Annotated in this window: 11 protein-coding genes; 3 read left to right on the forward strand and 8 right to left on the reverse strand. The window is 60.2% G+C overall.

Annotated elements, in window-relative coordinates; genetic code table 11:
- Positions 1–90: 90 nt before the first annotated feature.
- The 3 genes from CKW18_RS17055 to CKW18_RS17065 all read right to left on the reverse strand — a co-directional run bounded on the left by CKW18_RS17055 (position 91) and on the right by CKW18_RS17065 (position 4,777).
- The gene (locus CKW18_RS17055; protein WP_095189874.1) at positions 91–1,299 is read right to left on the reverse strand and encodes an MFS transporter; all 1,209 of its coding nucleotides are present in this window, start codon (positions 1,297–1,299) and stop codon (positions 91–93) included.
- A 373-nt stretch (positions 1,300–1,672) separates the two neighbouring features.
- Positions 1,673–3,055: a cysteine--tRNA ligase gene (gene cysS, locus CKW18_RS17060; RefSeq protein ID WP_095189875.1), complete on the reverse strand. Its 1,383-nt coding sequence runs from the start codon at positions 3,053–3,055 to the stop codon at positions 1,673–1,675.
- Between the two features lie 21 nt (positions 3,056–3,076).
- Positions 3,077–4,777, reverse strand: a complete 1,701-nt coding sequence (locus tag CKW18_RS17065; RefSeq protein ID WP_095189876.1) for a glutamine--tRNA ligase/YqeY domain fusion protein — start codon at positions 4,775–4,777, stop codon at positions 3,077–3,079.
- A 251-nt stretch (positions 4,778–5,028) separates the two neighbouring features.
- On the opposite strand from CKW18_RS17065, the gene CKW18_RS17070 reads away from it, so the two are divergent.
- Together CKW18_RS17070 and lpxH are read left to right on the forward strand one after the other, a co-directional pair.
- Positions 5,029–5,535 (forward strand): peptidylprolyl isomerase, encoded by a 507-nt coding sequence (locus CKW18_RS17070; protein ID WP_095189877.1) that lies wholly within the window; start codon positions 5,029–5,031, stop codon positions 5,533–5,535.
- Positions 5,532–6,284, forward strand: coding sequence for a UDP-2,3-diacylglucosamine diphosphatase (gene lpxH / locus CKW18_RS17075; RefSeq protein ID WP_095189878.1), 753 nt, complete (start codon positions 5,532–5,534; stop codon positions 6,282–6,284). The genes CKW18_RS17070 and lpxH overlap by 4 nt, the downstream gene beginning before the upstream one ends.
- 127 nt (positions 6,285–6,411) lie before the next feature.
- Here the strand turns inward: lpxH and CKW18_RS17080 are convergent, their stop codons facing one another.
- The 5 genes from CKW18_RS17080 to CKW18_RS17100 all read right to left on the reverse strand — a co-directional run bounded on the left by CKW18_RS17080 (position 6,412) and on the right by CKW18_RS17100 (position 12,836).
- The gene (locus CKW18_RS17080; RefSeq protein WP_095189879.1) at positions 6,412–7,941 is read right to left on the reverse strand and encodes a DHA2 family efflux MFS transporter permease subunit; all 1,530 of its coding nucleotides are present in this window, start codon (positions 7,939–7,941) and stop codon (positions 6,412–6,414) included.
- A gap of 155 nt (positions 7,942–8,096) precedes the next feature.
- Complete coding sequence (locus tag CKW18_RS17085) at positions 8,097–9,299, reverse strand: efflux RND transporter periplasmic adaptor subunit (protein ID WP_095189880.1); 1,203 nt, start codon at positions 9,297–9,299, stop codon at positions 8,097–8,099.
- Between the two features lie 15 nt (positions 9,300–9,314).
- On the reverse strand, positions 9,315–10,784 hold the full coding sequence (locus CKW18_RS17090) for an efflux transporter outer membrane subunit (RefSeq protein ID WP_095189881.1): 1,470 nt from the start codon (positions 10,782–10,784) through the stop codon (positions 9,315–9,317).
- Positions 10,774–11,256: a MarR family winged helix-turn-helix transcriptional regulator gene (locus tag CKW18_RS17095; RefSeq protein WP_095189882.1), complete on the reverse strand. Its 483-nt coding sequence runs from the start codon at positions 11,254–11,256 to the stop codon at positions 10,774–10,776. The genes CKW18_RS17090 and CKW18_RS17095 overlap by 11 nt, the downstream gene beginning before the upstream one ends.
- Positions 11,257–11,513: 257 nt before the next feature.
- Complete coding sequence (locus CKW18_RS17100) at positions 11,514–12,836, reverse strand: hypothetical protein (protein ID WP_095189883.1); 1,323 nt, start codon at positions 12,834–12,836, stop codon at positions 11,514–11,516.
- Between the two features lie 177 nt (positions 12,837–13,013).
- Between CKW18_RS17100 and CKW18_RS17105 the strand changes: the two genes are divergently transcribed.
- A complete protein-coding gene (locus CKW18_RS17105) occupies positions 13,014–13,985 on the forward strand; it encodes a fimbrial protein (protein WP_095189884.1) in 972 nt (323 codons plus the stop codon).
- Positions 13,986–14,001 lie beyond the last annotated feature (16 nt).

The raw sequence follows: 14,001 nt of genomic DNA on the forward strand, positions 1-14,001 counted from the left end.
CCCCTCACCGAACTCTTCGAGCAGCTCCTTGGGGATTTTTGGTAGGTCACGCAGGGGTTTCTTTTTGGTTGGCATACATGCACCTCTTACTCATGTTATGCCCGAACACAAAATTTCTGACACCCCCGCAGCCAATGTGCGCAGTCCAACCAGCACAACCACCATCATCATCACCCCGGCACCAATCGCCACCCCGAACCCTGCTCGCGCGCCGAACGCATCAATCACCAGCCCCGCCAGCATGCCGCCCAGCGCTACGCCAATGCTGATGCCAGTGGTCATCCACGTCAGCCCTTCGGTCATCCTGGACGCAGGGATGATGATCGTCCCCAGCTTCATGACCACGACCATGGTGGGCGCAAACGATATGCCCGCGATAAACAGCATCGCTGACAGGACATAAACATCTGTTGCGAAAACCGGCAGTACGCCGGTGACGGCCGTGACCAATATGCCGATAAAGAACTGTTTTTCGATCGGCAGGGAAACCCGCAATGCACCAAACGTCAGGCCCGCCACCAGGGAGCCGAACGCATAGGCAGCGAGGATGAAGGTGGCAGACGCTGGCCAGCCTTGGGCATTGGCGAACGCCACAACGGCGACATCGATTGCTCCGCCAATGACCCCCATCGCCAACAACGCCAGCACGATGGTGCGAACGCCGGGAATCAGTAAGGTGGAACCGGTGTGGCTCTTGTGGCCCAAGACTACTTTCGGTTCGGTCTGGCGCTGCAGGAGAAACGCCGTCACCCCGATGGCCAACAGCGCCACCGCGACAAGCGGCCCGGCTTCGGCGAAAAAGCTCACACTCAAACCGATCGCCAGTGGCGGACCGATGATGTAGGCCAGTTCGGTCAGCACCGTATCCAGAGAGAACGCTGTGTGCAGCTGCGGTTTGCCACGGAACAGTTGCGACCAGCGTGCCCTGATCATGGACGGCATGCTCGGCATCGTCCCCGCCAGCGCAGCAAGCACAAAGAACAATGCGGCGGGAGCCCTCATGTAGACGGCGAAGATCAGCGCCAGCAGCATGACGATGCTGAACGCCGTGACGATGGGCAGCACGCGGCTCTGGCCCCGCTGATCAACCCGTTTCGAGATGCGCGGGCCGAGCAGCGCATTGGCCAGGGTAAACGTGCCGGCGACCGCGCCGGCCAGCCAGTACACGCCTGTTTGCTGGACCAGCATGGTGATGATGCCAATGCCGATCATTGCCTGTGGCAATCGGGCAATGGAGCTCGCGAGCACTAGCCCGGTGGCACCGGGTGTCGTAAACAGTTCGCGATAGTGATTGGCCATGGTTCCTCCATTTATTCGTCGCTGAGCTGCATCCTGCTGAACGCGCTGCCGCCCATGTTGGCGGAGTCAGACATCAAGACCTACGCGTAGCGCAAAAGCAACCCCCTCACCCCAGCCCTCTCCCGAAGGGAGAGGGAGCCGACCGAGGTGTCTCGAGTCATCCATCGACCTGAAAAAACCAGTCGATTATGGATTCAAAGCAGCACGTTCAAGTCGGCGCATCTTTTAAACATCCCCCAATCAGTCCCCTCTCCCTCCGGGAGAGGGTTAGGGTGAGGGGCTCTTCTTCGTGACAGGTCGAAGGCTGCGATCTTTTGATTCTAAAAAACAAAAACCCGCACAAGGCGGGTTTTGTCTGTAACCGGTAAGGCGATCAGTCAGCCAGACGCCAGGTCGTGCCGCCCTTGCCATCTTCCAACACAACACCCATCGCGGTGAGCTGGTCACGAATACGGTCGGACTCAGCCCAGTCCTTACCGGCCCGTGCCGCCAGACGCGCCGCAATCAGCGCATCCACTTCAGCCGCATCGACACGCCCTTCAGCGCCCGCCTGCAAGAAGTCATCGGCTTCCAATTGCAACACACCCAGCACGCTGGCCAGCTCTTTCAGACGTGCAGCCAGACCGGCCGCTGCATTGAGATCGCTCTCACGCAGACGGTTGATCTCGCGAACCATCTCGAACAGCACCGCACAGGCTTCCGGCGTACCGAAGTCATCGTTCATCACCGTGGTGAAACGCTCGACGAAGGCTTCGCCGCCGGCCGGCGCCACGTTCGGCAGACCTTTCAACGCGTGGTAGAAACGCTCGAGTGCGCCTTTGGCATCCTTGAGGTTGTCTTCCGAGTAGTTGATCGCACTGCGGTAGTGGCTCGACACCAACAGGTAACGCACGACTTCCGGGTGGTACTTGTCGAGCACGTCGCGAATGGTGAAGAAGTTGTTCAAGGACTTGGACATCTTCTCGCCATTGATGCGGATCATGCCGCAATGCATCCACGCGTTGGCGTAGGTCTTGCCGGTGGCCGCTTCGCTCTGGGCGATTTCGTTTTCGTGGTGCGGGAATTCCAGATCGCTGCCGCCGCCATGAATGTCGAACGTCTCACCCAGGCAGCAGGTCGACATCACCGAGCACTCGATGTGCCAGCCCGGACGCCCGACGCCCCACGGCGATTCCCAGCTCGGTTCGCCTGGTTTGACGCCTTTCCACAGCACGAAGTCCAGCGGATCTTCCTTCGCTTCGTCGACCTCGATCCGCGCACCGATGCGCAGGTCTTCGATCTTCTTGCGCGACAGCTTGCCGTAGCCCATGAACTTGCCGACGCGGTAGTACACGTCGCCATTGCCCGGGGCGTAGGCGTAGCCCTTGTCGATCAGGGTCTGGATCATCGCGTGCATGCCCGGAATGTGATCCGTGGCGCGCGGCTCCATGTCCGGCTTCTTGATGTTCAGGCGCGCTTCGTCTTCGTGCATCGCGGCGATCATGCGCTCGGTCAACGCTTCGAACGACTCGCCGTTCTCGTTGGCCCGGTTGATGATCTTGTCGTCGATGTCGGTGATGTTGCGCACGTAGGTCAGGTCGTAACCGCTGAACCGCAACCAGCGGGTCACCAGGTCGAACGCGACCATGCTGCGGCCGTGGCCGAGGTGGCAGTAGTCGTACACGGTCATCCCGCACACGTACATACGCACCTTGTTGCCATCCAGCGGTTTGAAGACTTCTTTGCTCTTGGTGAGCGTGTTGTAGATCGTCAGCACGTTAATTTCCTTGACGCTGAATCACTGGCCCCACGAATCTCGCAGGGTCACGGTACGGTTGAATACCGGCTGACCTGGTTTCGAGTCCTTGATATCCGCAACGAAGTAGCCTTCGCGCTCGAACTGGAAACGGTCTTCCGGCTGTGCATTGCCAAGCGATGGCTCAGCACGACAACCGGTCAGCACTTGCAGTGAGTCAGGGTTGATGTTGTCGAGGAAACTGGCGCTGTCTTCGGCCTTCTCAGGGTTGGCCGAGCGGAACAGGCGATCATACAGACGCACTTCGCACTCGACGCTGGCAGCGGCCGGCACCCAGTGAACCACGCCTTTGACCTTGCGGCCTTCCGGGTTTTTACCGAGGGTGTCCGGATCGTACGAGCAACGCAGTTCGACGATGTTGCCGTCGGCGTCCTTGATCGCTTCGTCGGCACGGATCACGTAGCTGCCGCGCAGACGCACTTCGCCGTTCGGCTCCAGGCGCTTGTAGCCCTTTGGCGGTTCTTCCATGAAGTCATCGCGGTCGATGTAGATTTCACGGGCGAACGGCAGCTTGCGCACGCCAAGTTCTTCTTTCTGCGGATGACGCGGCAGTTCGAGGTTCTCGACCTGGTCTTGCGGGTAGTTAGTGATCACGACTTTCAACGGACGCAGCACGCACATGGCGCGCGGGGCGTTCGCGTCCAGGTCCTGGCGGATGCTGAATTCGAGCATGCCGAAGTCGACCACGCCGTCGGAACGGTTGGTGCCGATCATGTCGCAGAAGTTGCGGATCGACGCCGGCGTGTAGCCACGGCGGCGGAAGCCAGACAGCGTGGACATGCGCGGATCATCCCAGCCATGGACGTGTTTCTCGTCCACAAGCTGCTTGAGCTTGCGCTTGCTGGTGATGGTGTAGTTGAGGTTCAGACGGCTGAACTCGTACTGACGCGGGTGCGCCGGCACTGGCAAGGCGTCGAGGAACCACTCGTACAGCGGACGATGGCTTTCGAATTCCAGGGTGCAGATCGAGTGGGTGATGCCTTCGATGGCGTCCGACTGACCGTGGGTGAAGTCGTAGTTCGGGTAGATGCACCACTTGTCACCGGTCTGGTGGTGATGGGCCTGGCGGATGCGGTACATGATCGGGTCGCGCAGGTTCATGTTCGGCGAGGCCATGTCGATCTTCGCGCGCAGCACGCGGGCGCCGTCCGGGAACTCACCGGCGCGCATGCGGGCGAACCAGTCGAGGTTCTCTTCAACCGAACGGTCGCGGAACGGGCTGTTCTTGCCCGGCTCGGTCAGGCTGCCACGGTATTCCTTGGCTTGCTCAGGGGTCAGGTCGTCGACGTAGGCCTTGCCAGCCTTGATCAACTCAACGGCCCAGTCGTGCAACTGGTCAAAATACTGCGAGGCGTAGCGCACTTCGCCGGACCATTCGAAGCCCAGCCATTTGACGTCGCTTTCGATCGCGTCGATGTATTCCTGGTCTTCCTTGGCCGGGTTGGTGTCGTCGAAACGCAGGTGCGTGACGCCGCCGAACTCCTGGGCCAGGCCGAAGTTCACGCAGATCGACTTGGCGTGGCCGATGTGCAGGTAGCCGTTGGGCTCAGGCGGAAAACGGGTGACGATCTGTGTGTGCTTGCCCGAGTCCAGGTCTGCCTGGATGATCGGCCGCAGGAAATTGACCGGCACGGCAGGGCCGGACTTGGCATTCGAGGTAGGGTCGACAGTGGGCTTGCTCATAGGATCCTTGACTTACATGTGCGCGGCCGCAGAGAGGGGCCAGACAAAACAAAGCCGCTATCATAGCCGATGCTGTCAAGGGGCTGACAGAGCAGGCCCTATAAAGGAGCGCATTTAATCACCAGGAATTGAAAAACAGCCTCGAAATTCGCGCCTGTCACGCTAAACTGCGCACCTTGGCCAAAGCAGGCTGAACCGGTTTTGGGGCTCAATGTCCGATAACCACGAATTCCTTATAAAGAGTAGCGATCATGACTCAAGTTAAATTGACCACCAATCATGGCGACATCGTCATCGAACTGAACGCTGAAAAGGCGCCGATCACCGTCGCCAACTTCATCGAGTACGTTAACGCCGGTCACTACACCAACACCGTTTTCCACCGCGTCATCGGTAACTTCATGATCCAGGGCGGCGGTTTCGAGCCAGGCATGAAAGAAAAGAAAGACAAGCGTCCAAGCATCCAGAACGAAGCTGACAACGGTCTTTCCAACGACAAATACACCGTTGCCATGGCGCGCACCATGGAGCCGCATTCGGCTTCTGCGCAGTTCTTCATCAACGTTGCCGACAACACCTTCCTCAACCACAGCGGCAAGAACGTTCAGGGCTGGGGCTACGCCGTGTTCGGTAAAGTGACTGCCGGCACCGACGTTGTCGACAAGATCAAAGGTGTTTCGACCACTTCCAAGGCCGGCCACCAGGACGTACCAGCAGACGACGTGATCATCGAGAAAGCCGAGATCATCGAAGCGTGATATTGCTGATTTCAGACTTGCATCTGGAAGAGGAGCGCCCGGACATTACTCGGGCGTTTCTGGATTTGCTCGCCGGACGCGCCCGCTCGGCGAGTGCGTTGTACATTCTGGGCGACTTCTTCGAGGCGTGGATTGGCGACGATGCCATGACGCCCTTCCAGCGTTCCATCTGCCAGGCCCTGCGCGAATTGAGCGACAGCGGCACGGCCATTTTTCTGATGCACGGCAATCGCGACTTCATGCTCGGCAAGGCCTTCTGCAAACAGGCCGGCTGCACGTTGTTGAAGGACCCGAGTGTCGTGCAGTTTTACGGCGAGCCGGTGCTGTTGATGCACGGCGACAGCCTGTGCACCCGCGACGTCGGCTATATGAAGCTACGGCGCTACCTGCGTAACCCGATCACCCTGTTTATCTTGCGGAACCTGCCTTTAAGCACCCGGCACAAACTGGCGCGCAAGTTGCGCAGCGAGAGCCGCGCGCAGGTGCGGATGAAGGCCAATGACATTGTCGATGTCACGCCGGAGGAGATTCCGCGGATCATGCAGGCGTTTGGCGTGAAGACCCTGATTCACGGGCACACCCACCGCCCGGCGATCCACAAGCTGCAGCTCGGTGAGCAAGCGGCGAAGCGGATTGTGCTGGGGGATTGGGATCGGCAGGGTTGGGCGTTGCAGGTGGATGAGAATGGCTATGCGTTAGCGCCGTTCGACTTCGCCCCGCCACCGGCCCTGCCCGCTCCCGCTCCCTAAAGCTCAAACACAAAACCAATGTGGGAGCGGGCTTGCTCGCGAATGCGGTGGTTCAGTCGACATCTCTACTGAATGACACACCGCTTTCGCGAGCAAGCCCGCTCCCACTTTTTTGACCGCGTTTTACTCAGTGACCGCTGGCCGCCGGCCCGGCCTTGGCAGCAAACGGCGGCTTCGCCAGCCACACAATCAGAATCAACCCCATAAACCCCCACCCCAGCAACGTGAAGTAATCCACGGTGGAGAGCATGTACGCCTGACTCGTCAGGATCTGATCCATCTGCGCATAAGCCGAGTGACTCGCCCCGCCCAGTTGATTCAACGTCTCACGGGTGGCCGGCTCATAGGTGCTGATGCTCTCGCTCATGTACGCATGATGCTGGTCTGCCCGGCGGATCCAGATCCACGTGGTCAGCGACGCCGCGAAGCTGCCGCCCAATGTCCGCAGGAAAGTCGCCAGGCCCGCGCCGTCGGCAATCTGGCTCGGCGGCAAGTCCGACATCAGAATGCTCAAGGTCGGCATGAAGAACAGCGCCACGCCAATGCCCATGAACAGCTGCACCAGGGCGATGTGCTGGAAGTCCACCTCGTTGGTGAACCCGGCGCGCATGAAGCAGCTCAGGCCAATCGCGAGAAATGCCAGCCCCGCCAACAAACGCAGGTCGAACTTGTTCGCGTACTTGCCGACAAACGGCGACAGCAGCACCGGCAGAATGCCGATTGGCGCCACGGCCAGCCCCGCCCAGGTCGCGGTGTAACCCATTTGCGTCTGCAGCCACTGCGGCAGGATCAGGTTGATGCCGAAGAACCCGGCATAACCCAACACCAGCACCAGTGTGCCGATACGGAAATTGCGGTGGGCGAACAAACGCAGATTTACCACCGGGTGCTGATCGGTCATTTCCCAGATCACGAACACCGCCAGCGCGATCCCCGAAATCGCTGCGCCAATGATGATGAAGTTCGATTCGAACCAGTCCAGATCATTGCCCTTGTCGAGGATCACCTGCAACGCGCCGACGCCAATGATCAGCGTGATCAGACCGACGTAGTCCATCGGCTGACGGCTGGTCTCCACCGGACGTTTGGCCAGTTGTGAACGCACCACCATCACCGCAAAGATGCCGATCGGCACGTTGATGAAGAAGATCCACGGCCAGCTATAACTGTCGGTAATCCAGCCGCCAAGAATGGGACCGGCAATCGGCGCAACCACCGTGACCATCGCCAGCAACGCCAAAGCCATCCCCCGTTTCGCGGGGGGATAAACGGCGATCAACAGGGTTTGTGTCATCGGGTACAGCGGCCCGGCCACCAGGCCTTGCAACACGCGAAAGCCGATCAGCTCGGGCATCGAGGTCGAGATACCGCAGAGAAACGAGGCCAGCACAAACAAAATCGTGGCCCAGAGAAACAGCTTCACCTCACCGAAGCGCCGGCTCAACCAACCAGTCAACGGCAGCGCAATCGCGTTGCTCACGGCAAACGAGGTGATCACCCAGGTGCCCTGCTCCGAACTCACCCCAAGGTTGCCGGAAATCGTCGGCAACGCCACGTTGGCGATGGTGGTGTCGAGCACTTGCATGAACGTCGCCAGCGACAGGCCGATAGTGCTGAGCAACAGGCTGGGCGGCGTGAAAGAGGCGTTATTGCTCATTGTGAATCCTATGGAACCTGATTAGCGCCGCATCTGTTACAGATGCAACTGCCCTTTGTGGGAGCGAGCCTGCTCGCGAAAGCGGTGTGTCAGACCACTTCTATGTTGAATGTCAGGCAGCATTCGCGAGCAGGCTCGCTCCCACAGGGAAAGATTCAGCGTTGCGGGGTTTTGCTGGCCGCAGCGCTGTTGTCGTGGATCAGCTGGGCGATCATCGCGTCGGCTTCGGCCAGTTGACGGTCATAGACGTTGGTGCTGAACGACGCTTTTTGCGGCGGCTGCTGAGCCAACACAGGGCCGCTCTGGTCATGCAGATTGACCTCGACGTTGGTCGACAGACCGACGCGCAACGGATGCTTGGCCAGTTCTTCGGCGTTGATGTGAATGCGCACCGGCACACGCTGAACAATCTTGATCCAGTTACCGGTGGCGTTCTGCGCAGGCAGCAGGGCAAACGCACTGCCGGTGCCGGCGCCGAGGCTGTCGACGGTGCCGCTGTATTTCAAGTCGCTGCCGTAGATGTCGGATTCGATATCGACCGGCTGACCGATGCGCATGTCACGCAGTTGGGTTTCCTTGAAGTTGGCGTCGATCCACAGTTGATCCAGTGGAATCACCGCCATCAGCGCAGTACCCGGTTGCACACGCTGACCGAGCTGCACGGTGCGTTTGGCCACATAGCCGGTGACCGGCGCGATCAAGGTGCTGCGCGCATTGGTCAGGTAGGCCTGACGCAGATCCGCAGCAGCCGACATCACGTCCGGGTGCGACGACACCACGGTGTCGTCGACCAGTGCGCTGGTGGTTTTCAGCTGTTGTTTGGCATTGGCCAGGGCGTTTTGCGCCGAGGTCAGGTCATCGCGAGCGTGGGACAGTTCTTCTTGGGAAATCGCCCCGCCCTGCGCCAGGTTTTTCCGGCGGTTGTAATTGTCCTGCGCCTTCTGCACTTCGGCCTGTTGCGCGTTGACCTGGGCTTTCATGCCATCAACGTTGCTGTACAAGCCACGCACTTGACGCACGGTGCGCGCCAGTTTCGCTTTGGCACTTTGCAGGCCGACTTCAGCGTCGTTCGGGTCGAAGTTAATCAACACCTGACCTTCGTGAACCAGATCACCATCGTCGGCACCGATGCTGACCACGGTGCCGGTGACCAACGGGGTGATTTCGACGACGTTGCCGTTGACGTAGGCGTCGTCGGTGCTTTCGTTAAAGCGCCCGATGAATTCGTGATAAGCCCAGACGCCCGCACACGCGAGGAGGACGATAACGGTCAGCGCCAGCAGCATCACTTTGCGTTTGCGCGGATTGCCGGTGTCGGGGGTGTTGTCTTGAGCTTGAGTGTTTTCGGCAGTGGCCATGACAAATACCTTGAATTAGTTGTGCGACGTGGCTGGGGTGGCGTTGGCTGCGGTCAGGGTCTGCCCCTGAAAGCCGCCGCCCAGCGCTTGCATCAGTTGAATCGACAGGTCGATCTGCTCGGCATTGAGGGTGGCCAGTTGGCGCTGGGCCTGAAGCAATTGCTGCTCGATGCTGAGCACGTCCAGGTAGTTGCCGATGCCGGAACCGTAACGCTGGACGACGGTGTTGTAAGAATCCTGAGCAATGTCGGTGGCGTGTTGCTGCGCGCCGATCTGCCGGCCGATGTCACGCAACTGGTTGATCGTGTCGCTGACATCGCCCAGTGCTTTCACCAGACTTTTGTTGTACTGCGCCACCGCCAGATCGTAATCGGCGTCGCGCGCATCGAGGTTGGCGCGCAAGCGACCGCCATCGAAGATCGGCACCGAAATGGTCGGGGCAATGTTGAAGAAGCGACTGGCCGAACCGAACATCGCATCACCCAACAGGGACTCGGCACCGGCCGAGGCCGTGAGGTTCAGGTTCGGATAGAACCGGGTTTTCGCCGAGTCGATGTCTTTGCTCGCCGCTTCTACACGCCAGCGCGCGGCGACCAGATCAGGGCGACGACCGAGCAGTTCTGCCGGCAGCACCGACGGTACGGCCACGGCGCTGGCCTGCAGCACTTTCGGCCGGGCGATTTCATTGCCGCGATCCGGGCCTTTGCCGAGCAACACGGCCAAGGCGATTTTCGCGCTGTTCAAGCGTTTTTCCGCATCGATCAGGCTGGCTTCGGAGCTGGCTTCCAGGCTCTGGGTTTGCTGGAACTGATACTGGCTGTCGATCCCCGAGCTCAAGCGACGCTGGCTCAAATCGAGCATTTGCCTGGTGCGCTTGAGGTCTTCGTTCGCGAGGTCATAAACGATGTGCGCCTGACCAAGATCGCTGTAAGCGCGAGCGACGTCGGCGGCGAGGGTCAGCTGTGCAGCCTGACGATCGACTTCGGCCGCACGGGCCTGACCGAGTGCGGCTTCCCAGGCATCACGCTGGCCGCCCCACAGATCGAAGTTGTAATTGAAGCCGGCACTGACATTACGCACGGTGGCGTAGGCATCGCCCTGCCCTCGCGGATCCTGATCCTTGGCCAGGCGCGAACGGCTGATACCGGCGCTGGCGTCTAGGGTCGGATAACGCGCGGCATCGGCGGCATACGCGGCGGCGCTGGCCTGATGGGCGCGGGCTGCGGCGATCTGCATGTCCGGGTTGTCGTGCAGGGCTTCGCGGATCAAGCCGTCGAGTTGCGGATCGCCGAGGCTGGTCCACCAGTCGCTTTTCGGCCACGCGGCCGACGACAGGGTCACGCCGTTCAGCGACTGGCCGACTTTCAGGCTTTTCGCATCAAGGTTCTGGCCTTGGGTGTCGAGGCCGCTGTAGTTGGCGCAACCGGCAAGGATCATTGCCGACAGCACCAGGGTCAGGCTGCTGCGCAAGGTTTTACCGCTCATTGTGTTCACCTAACCGCTGGATGGTGATTGGGTCACCGGCTGCCAGCAGAATTTTCTTGAGGATGTATTCCAGGGTCTTCAACTCGTCCGGAGTGACGGCGCCGGCCAGTTCATTCATCGCATCGGCGCCGATGTGCGGCAGGCGATCGGCCAGTTGCTGGCCTTGTTCGGTCAGCTTGAGTTGCACCTGACGGCGATCGCCTTCGCTGCGGTGGCGAGCCAGAAAGCCCTTCTGCTCCAGACGATCGAGCATGCGCGTCATCGAACCGCTGTCCAGCGACAGGTGCCGGCACAGTTCGGCCGGAGTGTCGACGCCGAACTGGGCCATGATGATCAACACCTTGAACTGCGCGGCGGTGATGCCGTGGGGTTCCATGTGGGTGTCGATGATCCGGTCCTTGAGCAGCGCAGCACGGCCCAGCAACAGGCCGAGATGGCAGTGTTTGAATTCGTCCGGGGTGAAATGCTTCATTTGCTCACCTAATAACTGCCTAGGCAGTGAATGTATGTCGAGATGTTACTGCCTAGGCAGCGAATGTCAACGTAATAGTTAGGTTGCTTGGTAATTAATTGACCAATGGGCTGGGTTTTTGCGGCGCCCGCACTGACGCCTTCGCGAGCAGGCTCGCTCCCACCGGAGATCTCCAGTGAACACAAATTCCGCGTTGCTCAGAGATCCAATGTGGGAGCGAGCCTGCTCGCGAAGGCGGCGACTCGGTGTGAAGCCGATCAGAACTCGTCGGGAGGATGGGCTGGCGGTGGCGGCTGAACGGGATGCACCTCACGCCCGCGCAAGGCAGTGGCCGCATAGCCACAGCCCCGTTTGACCACCGCATAAATACTGTGCCAGCCCGGCGGTGCCGGTTCGATCGCAGCATGCAACGCTCGCGCATAGTCGAGCACCAGTCCGGGCGTCCAGGCCATCGCCTCGGCGCGTTTGCGCACTTGCGCGGCGATCCAGAACTCAGGGCTGAAGATGACGCGGGCAAAATCCAGCATGCTCGAATGCCCCCGGTTCATCGCCCCTTCCAGCGCCGCTTCGAGGCTATGAGCGACAGCACTGGAACAATTGCGACTGGTCAGGTTGTAAGTGCTGTTTTGCCGATAGTCCGCCCAGAACGCATGGAGTCGCCGGGCGTCGTAATGGGCAAAACTGACCTGCACCGAAGACGGACACCAGTCCGCCACCTCGCCGGCATAATCCGGCAAAAACCTGCCGGCAACATCGTTGTTCGGCGTCGCCCGCAGCAAGCGCACAAAATCCCCCGCCGAACGATCAATGTCGTCCTGCGGGTAATGGCTGATGTAAATGTCCGGGCCGCATTCCAGTGCCGCATGGCCGGCGGAGATCACGCCGTTGATGTCGACCGCCGCGATGTAGCGGTTGAGCAGACGATTGCGCACCAGGGTGTCGTCGACGGTGCCGCTGGGGGTCCAGACGTGAATCACCAACGCTTCGCTGCTGGTCGGCGCACTCACTGCAGCAGTACGGGTCAGCGGCAGCTGGTTTTTGAAGCGCACGGCTTGCCGCAACAAGGCGCAACCGGTGAGAAAGAGGCTCATGCCGATGCAAAAAGGCACCGTGCCCTTGTACAACGTCGGATACGGCTCAAGGATAAACACGCCAAAGCCGATTTCGAACAACCCCGCCATCAGCGACACTTGCCAACCGACAAAGCGCACCACCAGCGCCGCCGCCAGCCGAAAACCGCCATCGAGCAGAAAAGCCCCGCCAAACAGCACCGCCAGAATCAGTCCAGCGGCATGTTGCCGGTCGACGATCAGCAGTCCCAGCAAGAGAAAAGCCAGTCCTCGCCCTCTGCGCAGGGCCGCAGCGGTCCCGGCTTGCGGTGCCGGCACCAGCAGCAGGATCAGCGCTTCGAGCAACAACAGATAGCCGAAGAGATGCAGCGGGAAATACAGAACGCCGTCCAGCGCATCAATGAAGATGCCCACACCGGCCGCGCCCCAGACAATGCCCGTCAGCGCCAGCGCGGACCAACGCTTGCGGACAAAGTCGTGACCGAGCAAGACCATACTCAAGCGGACCATATGACCTCCCTGCTGCGCCGGGGCCGCACAACCTGCACGGTTTCAGGCTTTGCTGAGTCTAATACATCGCCGCGATTGCACAGACGCGGGAGCGTGTTCTAAGAATCGCCTGATGTCCATCGGCAAACGGCGTGTTTAACGTACGCCGCTCTTTGGCCGACACGTATAGCCCTTTTCATGAAGCGAATAACTCTGCAGCGCCCCCTGCTCACTCTTGCCGTGGCGACGTTGCTGGCATGTGCAACGGACGCAATGGCGGCGAATTGTAGCTTCAACAGTTCCCCTTCCACGCAAACGCTCAGTTACGGCGGCAGCCTGGCCAATGGCGGCCTGACCATCCCCGCCGACACACCGGATGGCACGGTGGTTTATCAGGAAACCGCGCAGCAATCGAGCTCGCACAGTTGGTCGTGCAATGCGAGCTCTTTCTACGGAATAGCGGTCAATCCCGCGTTTGGCTCCCCGACCAGTAGCGTCACGACCTTCCCGCTGGGCAAGACCGGGCTGTCGTTCCGTATCTGGATGGGTATGCTGGATCGCTATGAGCCCTCGCTCTTTTCGGTCGCCCCAAACGGCTACGGCGTGATGTCAGGCTCGATCCGCCTGGAAATCGTCAAGTCAGGCCCGTTGGCGGCGCAGATCACGATACCGGCCGGCAACCTCGGCAGTCTGAAAGCCGGCGAACTGATTCTGAATAACTTCAATTTGGCCAACGCGTTGGTGTTGAATGCGGCCTCCTGCCAGACCCCGTCCGTCCCTGTCGCGATGGGCGATGACTATCAACTCCAGGACTTTAGCGACGCGGGCGCCAAACCCCGCACCGTGCGCTTCGACATTGCCCTGAATCAGTGCCAGACCGGCATCAAGAAAGTCACCTATTCGCTCAAGGCCACCACGCCCGTCATCGACGCGACCAAGGGCATCGTTGCGCTCAATAGCACCTCCACCGCCAGCGGCATCGGCCTGCAATTGATGAACGATGTCGGGCAGCCGATCGCCTTCGATACCACCTACCCGTTCAACGCCTTCACCACCACTGGCACCGATTTCAAGATCCCGTTAACCGCCGCGTACTACCGTCTGCCCACGGGCGAACTCAAGGCCGGCAGCGCGAACACCGAAGTCACCTTCATCGTCAACTACCTTTAGCATTCTAAGGATCGTC

Source organism: Pseudomonas sp. Irchel 3E19, assembly GCF_900187585.1.
Taxonomy (GTDB): Bacteria; Pseudomonadota; Gammaproteobacteria; order Pseudomonadales; family Pseudomonadaceae; genus Aquipseudomonas; species Aquipseudomonas baetica.